13 protein-coding genes and 1 pseudogene are annotated in these 14,749 nt (G+C 65.7%); all 14 read left to right on the plus strand.

Annotated elements, in window-relative coordinates; genetic code table 11:
• Positions 1 to 4 precede the first annotated feature (4 nt).
• Positions 5 to 796 carry a 2-(1,2-epoxy-1,2-dihydrophenyl)acetyl-CoA isomerase PaaG gene (paaG, locus tag RYH74_RS15270; RefSeq protein ID WP_013972608.1) on the plus strand — a complete coding sequence of 264 codons (792 nt, stop codon included), beginning with the start codon at positions 5 to 7 and terminating at the stop codon, positions 794 to 796.
• A 2-nt stretch (positions 797 to 798) separates the two neighbouring features.
• Complete coding sequence (gene paaH / locus RYH74_RS15275; protein ID WP_317409678.1) at positions 799 to 2,316, plus strand: 3-hydroxyacyl-CoA dehydrogenase PaaH; 1,518 nt, start codon at positions 799 to 801, stop codon at positions 2,314 to 2,316.
• Positions 2,309 to 2,749 (plus strand): hydroxyphenylacetyl-CoA thioesterase PaaI, encoded by a 441-nt coding sequence (paaI, locus tag RYH74_RS15280; protein WP_023663508.1) that lies wholly within the window; start codon positions 2,309 to 2,311, stop codon positions 2,747 to 2,749. The genes paaH and paaI overlap by 8 nt, the downstream gene beginning before the upstream one ends.
• Positions 2,742 to 3,962 (plus strand): 3-oxoadipyl-CoA thiolase, encoded by a 1,221-nt coding sequence (pcaF, locus tag RYH74_RS15285; RefSeq protein ID WP_286099847.1) that lies wholly within the window; start codon positions 2,742 to 2,744, stop codon positions 3,960 to 3,962. The genes paaI and pcaF overlap by 8 nt, the downstream gene beginning before the upstream one ends.
• A 121-nt stretch (positions 3,963 to 4,083) precedes the next feature.
• Positions 4,084 to 5,403 (plus strand): phenylacetate--CoA ligase PaaK, encoded by a 1,320-nt coding sequence (gene paaK / locus RYH74_RS15290; protein ID WP_075045233.1) that lies wholly within the window; start codon positions 4,084 to 4,086, stop codon positions 5,401 to 5,403.
• Between the two features lie 257 nt (positions 5,404 to 5,660).
• Positions 5,661 to 6,650 (plus strand): 1,2-phenylacetyl-CoA epoxidase subunit PaaA, encoded by a 990-nt coding sequence (paaA, locus tag RYH74_RS15295; protein ID WP_025339109.1) that lies wholly within the window; start codon positions 5,661 to 5,663, stop codon positions 6,648 to 6,650.
• 25 nt (positions 6,651 to 6,675) lie between these two features.
• Positions 6,676 to 6,957 (plus strand): 1,2-phenylacetyl-CoA epoxidase subunit PaaB, encoded by a 282-nt coding sequence (gene paaB, locus RYH74_RS15300; RefSeq protein WP_013972614.1) that lies wholly within the window; start codon positions 6,676 to 6,678, stop codon positions 6,955 to 6,957.
• Between the two features lie 8 nt (positions 6,958 to 6,965).
• Positions 6,966 to 7,724: a 1,2-phenylacetyl-CoA epoxidase subunit PaaC gene (gene paaC / locus RYH74_RS15305; RefSeq protein WP_286099845.1), complete on the plus strand. Its 759-nt coding sequence runs from the start codon at positions 6,966 to 6,968 to the stop codon at positions 7,722 to 7,724.
• Complete coding sequence (gene paaD / locus RYH74_RS15310; protein ID WP_085664847.1) at positions 7,711 to 8,244, plus strand: 1,2-phenylacetyl-CoA epoxidase subunit PaaD; 534 nt, start codon at positions 7,711 to 7,713, stop codon at positions 8,242 to 8,244. Before paaC ends, paaD begins: the two co-directional genes overlap by 14 nt.
• Before the next feature lie 15 nt (positions 8,245 to 8,259).
• Entirely contained in the window at positions 8,260 to 9,336 is a 1,077-nt protein-coding gene (gene paaE, locus RYH74_RS15315; protein ID WP_025339106.1) for a 1,2-phenylacetyl-CoA epoxidase subunit PaaE, read from the plus strand.
• Positions 9,337 to 9,505: 169 nt separating this feature from the next.
• A complete protein-coding gene (locus RYH74_RS15320) occupies positions 9,506 to 9,814 on the plus strand; it encodes a DUF485 domain-containing protein (protein ID WP_004376242.1) in 309 nt (102 codons plus the stop codon).
• Positions 9,805 to 11,373 (plus strand): annotated as a pseudogene (locus tag RYH74_RS15325) (cation acetate symporter); the annotation flags it as partial. The gene RYH74_RS15320 and the pseudogene RYH74_RS15325, both read left to right, overlap by 10 nt.
• Before the next feature lie 40 nt (positions 11,374 to 11,413).
• The gene (locus tag RYH74_RS15330) at positions 11,414 to 12,646 is read left to right on the plus strand and encodes an OprD family porin (protein WP_317409679.1); all 1,233 of its coding nucleotides are present in this window, start codon (positions 11,414 to 11,416) and stop codon (positions 12,644 to 12,646) included.
• Positions 12,647 to 12,676: 30 nt separating this feature from the next.
• Entirely contained in the window at positions 12,677 to 14,728 is a 2,052-nt protein-coding gene (gene paaZ, locus RYH74_RS15335) for a phenylacetic acid degradation bifunctional protein PaaZ (RefSeq protein ID WP_317409680.1), read from the plus strand.
• Positions 14,729 to 14,749: the final 21 nt, after the last annotated feature.

The raw sequence follows: 14,749 nt of genomic DNA on the forward strand, positions 1-14,749 counted from the left end.
TGTCATGACTTTCCAGCACATCCTGTTTTCCATCGAGGACGGCGTCGCCCTCCTCTCGTTGAATCGCCCCGAGCAGCTGAACAGCTTCAATACCGCCATGCACCTGGAAGTGCGCGAGGCGCTCAAGCAAGTACGCCAGAGCAGCGAAGCACGGGTGTTGTTGCTGACTGCCGAAGGCCGTGGATTCTGCGCCGGCCAGGACCTGTCCGACCGCAACGTCGCCCCGGGCGCCGAGATGCCGGACCTGGGCGAATCGATCGACAAGTTCTACAACCCGCTGGTGCGCACCCTGCGCGACCTGCCGCTGCCGGTGGTCTGCGCGGTGAACGGCGTGGCTGCCGGCGCCGGTGCCAACATCCCGCTGGCCTGCGACCTGGTGCTGGCCGCCCGCTCGGCCAGCTTCATCCAGGCCTTCTGCAAGATCGGCCTGGTACCCGATTCCGGCGGCACCTGGCTGCTGCCGCGCCTGGTCGGCATGGCGCGGGCCAAGGCCCTGGCCATGCTGGGCGAGCGCCTGGGCGCCGAACAGGCCCAGCAATGGGGGCTGATCCACCGCGTGGTGGACGATGCCGCGCTGCGCGACGAAGCCCTCACCCTCGCCCGCCAGCTCGCCACCCAGCCCACTTACGGCCTGGCCCTGATCAAGCGCAGCCTGAACGCCAGTTTCGACAACGGTTTCGATGAACAGCTGGAGCTGGAGCGCGACCTGCAGCGCCTGGCCGGGCGCAGCGAGGACTATCGCGAAGGCGTGAGCGCCTTCATGAACAAGCGCACGCCGGCATTCAAGGGGCGTTGATCATGAGCGCACTCGCAAGCAATGCCCAGGTGGCGGTGATCGGTGCGGGCGCCATGGGCGCAGGCATCGCCCAGGTTGCGGCCCAGGCCGGCCACCCGGTAAAGCTCTACGACAACCGCCCGGGCGCTGCAGCCCAGGCGGTGGCCGGCATAGACCGGCAACTTGCCCGCCTGGTGGAAAAAGGCAAGTTGCAGGCTGTCGAGCGGGAAGCCATCAGCGCCCGGCTGTGCCCGGTAGACGACCTCGAAGCCCTGGCCGATGCCCGACTGGTGATCGAGGCCATCGTCGAGAACCTGCAGGTCAAGCAGGCGCTGTTCAGCCAGCTGGAAGCCTTGTGCGCCTTCGACTGCATCCTCGCCAGCAACACCTCGTCGCTGTCCATCACCAGCCTCGCTGCCGGGCTGCAACGCCCGCACCAGGTGGTTGGCATGCACTTCTTCAACCCGGCGCCGCTGATGGCCCTGGTGGAAGTGGTGTCGGGCCTGGCCACCGCCCCGGCCGTTGCCGCGTGCATTCATGCCACCGCCCAGGCCTGGGGCAAGCAGCCGGTGCACACGCGCTCCACGCCGGGCTTCATCGTCAACCGTGTGGCGCGGCCGTTCTACGCCGAAAGCCTGCGCCTGCTGCAGGAAGGCGCAGCCGATTGCGCCAGCCTCGATGCGCTGCTGCGTGATGCCGGCGGTTTCCGCATGGGCGCGTTCGAACTCACCGACCTGATCGGCCACGACGTCAATTACGCCGTCACCTGTTCGGTTTTCGATGCGTTCTATGGCGACTTCCGCTTCCAGCCTTCGCTGGTGCAAAAAGAACTGGTGGACGCAGGCCGCCTCGGGCGCAAGACCGGCCAAGGCTTCTATAGCTATGCCGAAGGCGCCGAACGCCCGCAGCCAGCCGAACTGCACAGCCCCGCCAGCGTCGATGCCTGCGTCGTCGAAGGCGACCTGGGGGTGATGCAGCCGCTGATCGAACGCCTGCGCCAGAGCGGCGTCGCCGTGACCCAGCGCGCCGGCAGCGGCCTGATCCAGGTGGGCGATGCCACCCTGGCGCTGTCCGATGGCCGCCTGGCCAGCCAGCGCGCCCGGGAAGACGGCCTGCGCAATCTGGTGCTGCTCGACCTGGCCCTGGACTACACCACCGCCACCCGCCTCGCCATCAGCTGGTCGGCCGACACCAGCGACAACGCTCGTGACCAGGCGGTGGCCTTGCTGCGGCGTGCCGGCCTGAAGGTAACGGCGGTCGCCGACCTGCCCGGCCTGGTGGTGCTGCGCACCGTGGCGATGCTCGCCAACGAGGCCGCCGATGCCGTGTTGCAAGGTGTCGGCAGCGCCGCCGACATCGACCTGGCCATGCGTGCCGGCGTCAACTACCCCTGCGGCCCGCTGGCCTGGGCCGCGAACATCGGCATCGCCCACACCCTGCGCGTGCTCGACAACCTGCAGCGCAGCTACGGCGAGAGCCGCTACCGCCCTTCCCTGCTGTTACGCCGCTGCGAAGCCAAAGGAGGCACCCTGAATGACTGAAGTCGAACTGGCACAAGCCTGTGCCGAGGCCATGTACGCCCGCGACCAGGCCACCCAGGGCCTGGGCATCCGCCTGCTGGAAGCCGGCCCGGGCCAGGCATGCCTGCGCATGCCGGTACGCGCCGACATGATCCAGGGGCATGGCACCTGCCATGGCGGCTTCCTGTTCGCCCTGGCCGACTCGGCGTTTGCTTTCGCCTGCAACAGTCACGACCAGGCCACCGTCGCCCTGGGCTGCAGCATCGACTACCTGGCCCCGGCGCTGCGCGATGACGTGCTTACCGCCTGCGCCAGCGAGGTCAGCCGCAAGGGCCGCACCGGGCTGTACCACGTCCGCATCGAGAACCAGCGCGGTGAGCTGGTGGCGATGTTCCATGGCAAATCCTACAAAGTGCGCGGCACCGTGCTGGCGCAGGAGACGCAAGATGACTGAACACACCCTGGCCGATGCCTTGATCATCGACGCCGTGCGCACCCCCATCGGCCGTTATGCCGGCGCCTTGAGCGGCGTGCGCGCCGATGACCTGGCCGCCATCCCGCTCAAGGCCCTGATCCAGCGCCACCCCGAACTGGACTGGAAAGCCATCGACGACGTCATCCTCGGCTGTGCCAACCAGGCTGGCGAGGACAACCGCAACGTCGCGCATATGGCCAGCTTGCTGGCCGGGCTGCCGATCGAAGTGCCGGGCACCACCATCAACCGCCTGTGTGGCTCCGGCCTGGACGCCATCGGCAATGCGGCCCGCGCCCTGCGCTGCGGCGAAGCCGGGCTGATGCTCGCCGGCGGCGTGGAGTCGATGTCACGCGCGCCGTTCGTCATGGGCAAGGCGGAGCAGGCGTTCGGCCGCGCGGCCGAACTGTTCGACACCACCATCGGCTGGCGTTTCGTCAACCCGCTGATGAAGGCGGCCTTCGGCACCGACTCGATGCCGGAAACGGCCGAGAACGTTGCGCAGCAGTTTGGTATTTCCCGCGCCGACCAGGACGCCTTTGCCCTGCGCAGCCAGCACAAGGCCGCCGCCGCCCAGGCACGCGGGCGCCTGGCACGGGAAATCGTGCCGGTCGAGATCCCGCAGCGCAAAGGCCCGGCCAAAGTGGTCGAGCACGACGAACATCCCCGCGGCGACACCACCCTGGAGCAACTGGCCAGGCTGGCTACCCCGTTCCGTGAGGGCGGTAGCGTCACCGCTGGCAATGCTTCCGGGGTCAACGATGGTGCCTGCGCCCTGCTGCTCGCCAGCAGCACCGCCGCCCGCCGTCATGGCCTGAAGGCTCGCGGCCGAATCGTCGGCATGGCGGTGGCCGGGGTCGAACCACGGCTGATGGGCATCGGCCCCGTGCCGGCTACCCGCAAGGTGCTGGAGCTTACCGGGTTGTCGTTGGCCGACATGGACGTCATCGAGCTCAACGAGGCCTTTGCCGCCCAGGGCCTTGCGGTACTGCGCGAGCTCGGCCTGGCTGACGACGACGAGCGGGTCAACCGCAACGGCGGTGCCATCGCCCTCGGCCACCCGTTGGGCATGAGTGGTGCACGCCTGGTCACCACCGCGTTGCACGAGCTGGAAGAAACCGCCGGACGCTACGCCCTGTGCACCATGTGCATCGGCGTTGGCCAAGGCATCGCGATGGTCATCGAACGCCTCTGAGCGGCTCAGACCATCGGCTTGTTACCGAACCGAACGCAGCCGTATATGCTGCTTCCATGACACTCACCACGCGGCCTGCAACCGGTACCGCGCGGCGTACAAGAACAATTCGAGTGAAGCCATGAACATGTACCATGATGCCGATCGTGCCCTGTTGGACCCGATGGAAACCGCCAGTGTCGACGCCCTGCGCCAGCACCAGCTGGAGCGCCTGCGCTGGAGCCTGAAGCACGCCTACGACAACGTGCCGCTGTACCGCCAGCGCTTTGCCGAGTGCGGCGCCCACCCCGACGACCTCAAGTGCCTGGAAGACCTGGCGAAGTTCCCCTTCACCGGCAAGAACGACCTGCGCGACAACTACCCCTACGGCATGTTCGCCGTGCCCCAGCAAGAGGTAGTGCGCCTGCACGCCTCCAGTGGCACCACCGGCAAGCCGACGGTGGTGGGCTACACCCAGAACGACATCGACACCTGGGCCAACGTGGTCGCCCGCTCGATCCGTGCCGCGGGTGGGCGCAAGGGGGACAAGGTGCATGTCTCCTACGGCTACGGCCTGTTCACCGGCGGGCTCGGCGCGCATTACGGTGCCGAGCGCCTGGGCTGCACGGTGATCCCCATGTCCGGTGGCCAGACCGAGAAGCAGGTGCAGCTGATTCGCGACTTCCAGCCCGACATCATCATGGTCACCCCCTCCTACATGCTCAACCTGGCCGACGAGATCGAGCGCCAGGGCATCGACCCGCAAGACCTCAAGCTGCGCCTGGGCATATTCGGCGCCGAACCGTGGACCGACGAGCTGCGCCGCTCTATCGAGCAACGGCTGGGCATCGATGCCCTCGACATTTATGGCCTGTCAGAAATCATGGGGCCTGGGGTGGCGATGGAGTGCATCGAAACCAAGGATGGCCCGACCATCTGGGAGGACCATTTCTACCCCGAGATCATCGACCCGGTCACCGGTGCGGTGCTACCGGACGGCCAACTGGGCGAACTGGTGTTCACCTCGCTGAGCAAGGAAGCGTTGCCCATGGTGCGCTACCGCACCCGCGACCTCACTCGCCTGCTGCCCGGTACCGCCAGGCCGATGCGGCGGATCGGCAAGATCACCGGCCGCAGCGATGACATGCTGATCATTCGCGGGGTCAACGTGTTCCCGACCCAGATCGAGGAGCAGGTGCTAAAAATAAAACAGCTTTCAGAGCTTTATGAGATTCATCTGTATCGCAATGGCAACCTGGACAGCGTCGAGGTGCATGTGGAACTGCGTGCGGAGTGCCAGCACCTCGATGAAGGCCAGCGCAAGCTGTTGACCGGGGAGCTGACCAAGCAGATCAAGACCTACATCGGCATCAGCACCCAGGTGCGCCTGCAGCCCTGCGGCACGCTCAAGCGTTCCGAGGGCAAGGCCTGCCACGTGTTCGACAAACGGTTGGCCAGCTGATTCATTCGGCTGCCTTTTCGGCCCCGGCATCGTCCGGGGCTTTTTTTTGCGTTTTTTCGGCTGGCCTCTTCGCGGGCTCGCCCGCTCCCACAGGAAATGAAGTGAAGCCCAAGCCTGCGCGGTCCCTGTGGGAGCGGGCGAGCCCGCGAAGAGGCCGGAATGTGATACATAAATCTTATTCGATACACATAAAACTGTTTGACGTTATGTTTTGTATCGCTTACAAATGACTCATGCCTTAGCAGGAGTCGGAACACATGTACGCACAGCTAGTGGAAACCGGAGTCAAGCGCGTCAAGTCGCTGGAAGAGATGTCGCCCGAGGAGCGCAACTTCCAGGAAAAGATCGACGCCGAAATCAAGATCGAAGCCAAGAACTGGATGCCCGAGGCCTATCGCCAGACCCTGATCCGGCAGATCTCCCAGCACGCCCACTCGGAAATCGTCGGCATGCTGCCCGAAGGCAACTGGGTCACCCGTGCCCCCAGCCTCAAGCGCAAGCTGCAGCTGATGGCCAAGATCCAGGACGAAGCCGGCCACGGCCTGTACCTGTACAGCGCCATGGAAACCCTGGGCGCCGACCGTGACGAAGAAATCGCCAAGCTGCACAGTGGCAAGGCCAAGTACTCGAGCATCTTCAACTACCCCACCCTCAGCTGGGCCGACATGGGCGCAGTGGGCTGGCTGGTGGATGGCGCCGCCATCGTCAACCAGGTGGTGCTGCAGCGCACCTCCTATGGCCCGTATTCGCGCGCGATGATCCGCATCTGCAAGGAAGAGAGCTTCCACCAGCGCCAGGGCTACGAAATCCTCCTGACCATGATGCGCCACGGCACCCAGGCCCAGCGCGACATGGTCCAGGACGCGATCGACCGCCTGTGGTGGCCGGCACTGATGATGTTCGGCCCCAGCGACGAGCACTCCCCCAACAGCGCCCAGTCCATGGCCTGGAAGATCAAGCGCCAGACCAACGATGAGCTGCGCCAGCGCTTCATCGACCAGACCGTGCCGCAGCTCGAATTGCTCGGCTGCACCGCCCCCGACCCCGAACTGAAGTGGAATGCCGAGCGCGGTCACTACGACTTCGGCGAAATCCAGTGGGACGAGTTCTACGAAGTGATCAAGGGCAATGGCCCATGCAACCAGGAACGCGTCGCCACCCGGCGCAAGGCCATCGAGGACGGTGCCTGGGTACGCGAGGCCGCCGTGGCCTACGCGCGCAAGCAACAGAACAAGAACGCCGCCTGAGTGGCGATTGATGCGGAGATCGAAAATGTCTGTCTGGACCCTCTACGAAGTGTTCGTGCGCAGCAAGCACGGCCTTAACCACAAGCATGTCGGCAGCGTGCACGCCGCCGATGCTGCCATGGCCATCGAAAACGCCCGCGAGCTGTACACCCGCCGCAGCGAAGGCGTGAGCCTGTGGGTGGTGCCCTCGGCACTGATCACCGCCTCTTCCCCGGACGAGAAAGACCCGCTGTTCGCCCCGGCGGACGACAAGGTCTACCGCCATGCCAGCTTCTACGAACTGCCCGACGAAGTCGGACACATGTGAGGTTGGCCATGCACAACGAAACCCTTGTCCCCTACCTGCTGCTGCTCGGCGACAGTGCCCTGGTGCAGGGCCAGCGCCTCTGCGAATGGTGTGGCCGCGCCCCGGCCATCGAAGAAGAACTGGCCCTGATGAACGTCGGCCTCGACCTGGTAGGCCAGGCGCGCAACTGGCTGGAGTATGCCGCCGAGCTGCTCGATGATGGCCGTGACGCCGACGCCCTGGCCTTCCGCCGTGACGAGCGCGCCTATCGCAACCTGTTGCTGGTCGAGCAGCCCAACGGCGATTTCGCCGTGACCATGACCAAACAGTTCTTCTATGACGCCTGGCATTTCGCCGTGCTTCAGGGCCTGGTCGGCTCGAACGACGAGCGTATCGCCGGTATCGCCGCCAAGGCCCTGAAGGAAGTCACCTACCACCTGCGCCGCTCCAGCGAGTGGGTGCAACGCCTGGGCGGTGGCACCGAAGAAAGCCGCCAACGCATGCTCGCGGCCATCCCGGCACTGTGGCGCTTCACCGTCGAGCTGGCTGCCGGTAGCGACAATGAAGTGCACCTGGCACAGGTGGGTATCGCCGCCGACCCCGCTGCCGTCGGCGCGGCCTGGCTCAAGCAGGTTGGCTCGACCTTCGCTTCGGTCGAGCTGCCGCTGCCCAAGGCCGCCAGCCACTTCTACCTGGACGGTCGCAAAGGCCTGCACACCGAGCACCTGGGCCTGCTGCTGGCCGAGATGCAGTTCCTGCCAAGGGCGTACCCCGATGCAACCTGGTGAGCTGATTGCCGGCGACCGTGGCGCCCGCGCGCCACGCGGCGACGACCTGGCCCGGGCCTGGGCGGTACTGGCCCAGGTCATGGACCCGGAAGTGCCCGTGGTCAGCGTGGTCGACCTGGGGATCGTGCGCGACCTCGGCTGGCACGCCGGGCACCTGCACCTGGTCGTCACGCCGACCTACTCCGGCTGCCCGGCCACCGAGGTGATCGAAGGGGACATCCGCCAGGCGCTGGAACAGGCCGGTTTCCCCGCCCCGGCTCTGGAGCGCCGGCTGACCCCGGCCTGGAGCACCGACTGGATCAGCGAACTGGGCCGCGAGCGCCTGCGCGCCTACGGCATCGCCCCGCCACAGGGCAGCGCCAGCAAACGCAGCCTGCTCGGCGAGGCGCCGCAGGTGTGCTGCCCGCAGTGCGGCAGCGCCCATACCGAATTGCTCAGCCAGTTCGGTTCCACGGCTTGCAAGGCGCTTTACCGCTGCCGCGAGTGCCTGGAGCCGTTCGACTATTTCAAATGCATTTGAGCCGTGGAGAACGCCATGAGCCAGTTTCACAGCCTGACCATCAAGCAAGTGCGCAACGAGACCCGCGACGCGGTGTCGATTGCCTTCGACGTGCCCGAGCACCTGCAGGCGCAGTTCCGTTTCACCCAGGGCCAGTACTTGGTCATGCGTACCCAGCTGGACAACGAAGAAGTCCGCCGTTCCTACTCCATCTGCAGTGCCGTGCAAGACGGCGAACTGCGTGTGGCGGTAAAGCGCGTGCCTGGCGGGCGCTTCTCGGCATTTGCCAATGACGTGCTCAAGGCCGGCCAGCAACTGGAAGTGATGCCGCCGTCGGGCAGCTTCTTCGTGCCACTGGAACCGGCCCGCCAGGGCAACTACCTGGGCGTGGCTGCCGGCAGCGGCATCACACCGATCCTGTCGATCATCGCCACTACCCTGGCCAGCGAGCCACACAGCCGCTTCACCCTGCTGTACGGCAACCGCTCCAGCTCTGGCGCTCTGTTCCGCGACAAGCTGGAAGACCTGAAGAACCGTTACCTCGACCGCCTGAACCTGATTTTCGTGTTCAGCCGCGAGCAGCAGGATGTCGACCTGTACAACGGCCGCATCGATGCCGACAAGTGCGGCCAGCTGTTCTCGCGCTGGATGGACGTTGCCAACCTGGATGCTGCGTTCATCTGCGGCCCGCAGGCGATGACCGAGACGGTGCGCGACAGCCTGCGGGCCAATGGCCTGGCCAAGGAACGCATCCATTTCGAGCTGTTCGCCGCAGCCGGCAGCGAAGCCCGTCGTGAAGCCCGCGAGGCGGCGCGCCAGGTGGACTCGGCGCTCAGCCACATCACCGTGATCAGCGACGGCCGCGCCCTCACCTTCGACCTGCCACGCAACACCCAGAACGTGCTGGACGCCGGCAATGCAATCGGCGCCGAACTGCCGTACTCGTGCAAGGCCGGCGTGTGCTCGACCTGCAAGTGCCGGGTAATCGAGGGCGAAGTGGAGATGGACAGCAACCATGCCCTGGAGGACTACGAAGTGGCGGCCGGGTATGTGCTGTCGTGCCAGACCTACCCGGTGAGCGACAAGGTGGTGCTCGATTTCGACCAGCTCTGAAACCGCGTTGCCTGCTTCGCGGGTGAACCCGCTCCCACAGGGACTGCACAAGTCTTGAGAGCAGCGCCCTACCTGTGGGAGCGGGTTCACCCGCGAAGAGGCCATCAGCAACACCGCAACACCCGCGTGACCTCAACAAAACAATTACAACACCCAGAGATCGCAACCCATGACACCCGAACGCATCGAAAGCATCGCCAACCACCCCGACTTCCAGCACCTGGTGCAGCGCAAACGCCGCCTCAACGGCAGCCTGACCCTGGCCATGCTGGTGATTTACTACGGCTTCGTCCTGCTGGTGGCGTTTTCCCCCAGCACCCTCGGCCAGTCCCTCAGTGGTGGCGTCACCACCGTCGGCATGCTGGTGGGCGTGCTGATGGTGCTGCTGTCCTTCGCCCTGACCGGTATCTACGTGCACCGCGCCAACAACGTGCTCGACCCGCTCAACGACAAGGTCAAGCAGGAGTGCGCACAATGAACTGGACCGCCATCTCGATGTTCATGGTGTTCGTCTGCTTCACCCTGCTGGTCACCCGCTGGGCTGCCATGCGCACCCGCTCGGCCAGCGATTTCTACACCGCCGGCGGGGGCCTGACCGGCATGCAGAACGGCCTGGCGATCGCCGGCGACATGATCAGCGCCGCGTCGTTCCTGGGCATTTCGGCAATGATGTTCATGAACGGCTACGACGGCCTGCTGTATGCCCTGGGCGTACTGGCCGGCTGGCCGATCATCCTGTTCCTGATCGCCGAACGCCTGCGCAACCTGGGCAAGTACACCTTTGCCGACGTGGTCAGCTACCGCCTGGCGCAAACCCCGGTGCGCCTGACCTCGGCCTTCGGCACCCTGGTGGTGGCGCTGATGTACCTGGTGGCGCAGATGGTCGGTGCCGGCAAGCTGATCGAACTGCTGTTCGGCATCAGCTACCTGTACGCGGTGATGCTGGTCGGCGTGCTGATGGTCGCCTACGTCACCTTCGGCGGCATGCTCGCCACCACCTGGGTGCAGATCATCAAGGCAGTGATGCTGCTGTCGGGCACCAGCTTCATGGCCTTCATGGTGCTCAAGCATTTCGGCTTCAGCACCGAGGCGATGTTTGCCAGCGCCGTGGCCGTGCATGCCAAGGGCCAGGCGATCATGGCCCCGGGCGGCCTGCTGTCCAACCCGGTGGACGCCATTTCCCTAGGCCTGGGCATGATGTTCGGTACCGCCGGCCTGCCGCATATCCTGATGCGCTTCTTCACCGTCAGCGATGCCAAGGAAGCGCGCAAGAGCGTGTTCTATGCCACCGGGTTCATCGGCTACTTCTACCTGCTGCTGATCGTCATCGGCTTTGGTGCCATCGTCATGGTCGGCACCGAGCCGTCCTACCGTGACGCCACCGGCGCGATCATCGGCGGCGGCAACATGGTCGCCGTGCACCTGGCCCAGGCCGTGGGTGGCAATCTGTTCCTCGGTTTTATCTCCGCCGTGGCCTTCGCCACCATACTGGCGGTGGTCGCCGGCCTGGCGCTGTCCGGTGCATCGGCCGTTTCCCACGACCTGTATGCCTGCGTGGTGCGCCAGGGCAAGGCCAGCGAGCAGGAGGAAATGCGCGTATCGCGTATCGCCACCCTGCTGATCGGCCTGCTGGCGGTCATCCTCGGCCTGATGTTCGAGTCGCAGAACATCGCCTTCCTCTCCGGCCTGGTGCTGGCGGTGGCCGCCTCGGTCAACTTCCCAGTGCTACTGCTTTCGATGTTCTGGAAAGGCCTGACCACCCGCGGCGCGGTGTGCGGCAGCATGGCCGGCCTGGTTTCGGCGGTGCTGCTGGTGGTGCTGGGCCCGGCGGTATGGGTCAACGTGCTGCATCACGAAAAGGCGCTGTTCCCCTACAGCAACCCGGCGCTGTTCTCCATGAGCCTGGCCTTCCTCGGCGCCTGGGTGTTCTCGGTGACTGACAGTTCCGAACGCGCCAGCCAGGAACGTGGCCGCTACCTGGCCCAGTTCATCCGTTCCATGACCGGAATCGGCGCTGCCGGCGCCAGCAAGCACTGACTCTCAGGAAAGAACAACCATGTCGGGTAAAACAACAACAATGAACCGCACGCACTACATTTCGGCCGCCTGGCTGGCGACCCTCGCCCTGCCGATGCCGGCGATGGCAGACTTCATCGGCGACAGCCACGCCCGGCTGGAGCTGCGCAACCACTACCTGAACCGCGACTTCCGCCAGAGCAACGCACCACAGGCCAAGGCCGAGGAATGGGGCCAGGGCTTTACCGCCAAGCTGGAGTCGGGCTTCACCGAAGGCCCGGTCGGCTTTGGTGTCGACGCCATGGGCCAACTGGGCATCAAGCTCGACTCCAGCCGCGACCGCCGCAATACCGGCCTGCTGCCTTTCGGCCCGAACAGCCATGAACCGGTCGATGACTACAGCGAACTGGGCCTCACCGGCAAGGTGCGGGTGGCCAAGAGCACACTGCGCCTGGGGACCTTGCAACCGATCCTGCCGGTAGTGGTGTACAACGACACCCGCCTGCTGGCCTCCACCTTCCAGGGTGGCCTGCTCACCAGCCAGGACCTGGCCGGCCTGACCTTCAACGCCGGCCGCCTGACCAAGGCCAACCTGCGTGATTCCTCGGGCCGCGACGACATCGGCTACGGCGCCGCCAGCAGCGACCACCTGGACTTCGGCGGCGGCAGCTACGTCATCACCCCGCAAACCAGCGTCAGCTACTACTACGCCAAGCTCGAAGACATCTACCGCCAGCAGTTCGTCGGCCTGATCGATACCCGCCCGCTGGGCGAAGGCCTGAGCCTGCGCACCGACCTGCGCTACTTCGACAGCCGCAACGACGGCGCCGAACGTGCCGGCAACATCGACAACCGCAACTTCAACGCCATGTTCACCCTCGGCGTACGGGCCCACAAGTTCACCGCCGCCTGGCAGCAGATGTCCGGCGACAGTGCCTTCCCGTTCGTGAACGGCGGCGACCCGTTCACCGTCAACCTGGTCACCTACAACACCTTCACCCGCGCCGGGCTGGACTCGTGGCAGGTGCGCTACGACTACGACTTCGTCGCCATGGGTATTCCCGGCCTGAGCTTCATGACCCGCTACACCGATGGCCGCCACGCCGAAACCGCCACCGTCAGCAATGGCCGTGAGCGTGAGCGCGACACCGACATCACCTATGTCATCCAGAGCGGCCCGTTCAAGGACGTCAGCCTGCGCTGGCGCAACGTCACCTTCCGGTCCGGCAATGGCCTGACCAACGCCGTGGACGAAAACCGCCTGATCATCGGCTACACCGTGGCGCTGTGGTAACAGCGCCCCCCCTCTACATTGGAGAACAGTATGTCTGCCGCCCCTACCTTGCAAAGCTTCATCGCCGGCCGCTGGCTTGGCCAGCACGGCGCCCAGGCCCTGCGTAGCGCCCTGGACGGCCACGTCTTGGCCTACAGCCACGAAGAGCGACCGGATTTCGCCGAAGCCGTGGACTTTGCCCGCGCCCGTGGCCTGGCCGCGCTGATGGCGATGGACTTCCAGCAACGCGCTGCCCGCCTGAAGGCGCTGGCCCTGTACCTGGCCGAGCGCAAGGAGCAGCTCTACGCCCTGTCCCACCACAGCGGCGCCACCCGTGCCGACAGCTGGATCGACATCGAAGGCGGCAACGCCACGCTGTTCTCCTATGCGGGCATCGGCAGCCGTGAACTGCCGTCAGGCAACCTGGTGCACGAAGGCCCGGCCATCCCGCTGGGCAAGCAAGGCCATTTCGCCGGCAGCCACATCCTTGTGCCGCGCGCCGGCGTGGCAGTGCACATCAACGCCTTCAACTTCCCCATCTGGGGCATGCTGGAGAAGTTCGCCCCGACCTTCCTAGCCGGCATGCCATGCATCGTCAAGCCGGCGACCTCGACCAGCTACCTGACCGAGGCCGTGGTGCGGCTGATGAATGCATCCGGCTTGTTGCCCGAAGGCAGCCTGCAACTGGTGATCGGCAGCACCGGCGACCTGCTCGACCGCCTGCAAGGCCAGGACGTGGTGACCTTCACCGGTTCCGCCGACACCGCCGCCAAGTTGCGCGTCACACCGAACCTGGTACGCAACTCGGTGCCGTTCACCGCCGAAGCCGATTCGCTGAACTGCGCCATCCTCGGCCCGGACGTGACCCCGGATAGCGAAGAGTTCGATCTGTACATCAAGGAGGTGGTCCGCGAAATGACCACCAAGGCCGGCCAGAAATGCACCGCCATCCGCCGCGCCATCGTACCGGCCAGGCACATCGACGCCGTTGCCACGCGCCTGCGCGAGCGGCTGGCCAAGGTGGTGGTCGGTGACCCGTCGCAGGAAGGTGTGCGCATGGGCGCCCTGGCCTCTCACGATCAGCAGCACGATGTGGCCGAGCGGGTGCGCAGCCTGCTGCAGAGCTGCGACCAGCTGTTCGGCGCTAGCGATGGCTTTGCGCCGCGTGGCGAGGGCGTGGCCGAGGGCGCGTTCTTTGCCCCGACCTTGCTTCAGGCCCGTGACCCGCATGCCGAAGGCGGTGCCCACGATATCGAAGCGTTCGGCCCGGTCAGCACGCTGATGGCCTATGACGACCTCGATGAAGCCCTGGCGCTGGCCGCGCGGGGCAAAGGCAGCCTGGTGGCGACCCTGGTCACCGCCGACCGCAACGTGGCAGCCAAGGCCATCCCGGTGGCTGCCGCCTGGCATGGCCGCCTGCTGGTACTCGACAGCGAGGCAGCCAAGGAATCCACGGGGCATGGCTCGCCATTGCCGCAGCTCAAGCACGGCGGCCCGGGCCGCGCTGGTGGTGGTGAAGAGCTGGGTGGCCTGCGTGCCGTCAAGCACTACCTGCAACGTGCCGCTGTACAGGGTTCGCCGAGCATGCTCACGGCGGTAACCGGCGAATACGTGCGCGGTGGCGAAGTGATCGAAACCGAAGTGCACCCGTTCCGCCGCTATTTCGAGCAGTTGCGCATCGGCGAGTCGCTGCTCACCCACCGGCGCACCGTGACCGAAGCCGACCTGGTCAACTTCGGCTGCCTGTCGGGTGACCATTTCTACATGCACTTCGACGAGATCGCCGCCAAGCAATCGCAGTTCGGCAAGCGCATCGCCCACGGCTATTTCGTGTTGTCGGCAGCAGCCGGGCTGTTCGTCTCCCCGGGTGCAGGCCCGGTACTGGCCAACTACGGCCTGGATACCCTGCGCTTCATCAACCCGGTGGGCATCGGCGACACCATCCAGGCGCGCCTGACCTGCAAGCGCAAGATCGACCAGGGCAAGACCAGCCCGCTGGGCCAGCCCCAGGGCGTTGTGGCGTGGGATGTGGAGGTGACCAACCAGCTGGGCGAGCTGGTCGCCAGCTACGACATTCTCACCCTGGTGCTGAAACAGCCCTGACAGTGCCGTTGGTCAGGGGCG

Source organism: Pseudomonas sp. LSJ-87 (genome assembly GCF_032971465.1).
Classification (GTDB): domain Bacteria; phylum Pseudomonadota; class Gammaproteobacteria; order Pseudomonadales; family Pseudomonadaceae; genus Aquipseudomonas; species Aquipseudomonas putida_Z.

Coding starts and splice junctions, on each gene's coding strand:
- paaD (WP_085664847.1), top strand. CDS start 7,711: ATGCAACCTGGTGAGCTGATTGCCGGCGACCGTGGCGCCCGCGCGCCA.
- paaB (WP_013972614.1), top strand. CDS start 6,676: ATGTCTGTCTGGACCCTCTACGAAGTGTTCGTGCGCAGCAAGCACGGC.
- paaK (WP_075045233.1), top strand. CDS start 4,084: ATGAACATGTACCATGATGCCGATCGTGCCCTGTTGGACCCGATGGAA.
- RYH74_RS15330 (WP_317409679.1), top strand. CDS start 11,414: ATGAACCGCACGCACTACATTTCGGCCGCCTGGCTGGCGACCCTCGCC.
- paaZ (WP_317409680.1), top strand. CDS start 12,677: ATGTCTGCCGCCCCTACCTTGCAAAGCTTCATCGCCGGCCGCTGGCTT.
- paaA (WP_025339109.1), top strand. CDS start 5,661: ATGTACGCACAGCTAGTGGAAACCGGAGTCAAGCGCGTCAAGTCGCTG.
- pcaF (WP_286099847.1), top strand. CDS start 2,742: ATGACTGAACACACCCTGGCCGATGCCTTGATCATCGACGCCGTGCGC.
- RYH74_RS15320 (WP_004376242.1), top strand. CDS start 9,506: ATGACACCCGAACGCATCGAAAGCATCGCCAACCACCCCGACTTCCAG.
- paaI (WP_023663508.1), top strand. CDS start 2,309: ATGACTGAAGTCGAACTGGCACAAGCCTGTGCCGAGGCCATGTACGCC.
- paaH (WP_317409678.1), top strand. CDS start 799: ATGAGCGCACTCGCAAGCAATGCCCAGGTGGCGGTGATCGGTGCGGGC.
- paaG (WP_013972608.1), top strand. CDS start 5: ATGACTTTCCAGCACATCCTGTTTTCCATCGAGGACGGCGTCGCCCTC.
- paaC (WP_286099845.1), top strand. CDS start 6,966: ATGCACAACGAAACCCTTGTCCCCTACCTGCTGCTGCTCGGCGACAGT.
- paaE (WP_025339106.1), top strand. CDS start 8,260: ATGAGCCAGTTTCACAGCCTGACCATCAAGCAAGTGCGCAACGAGACC.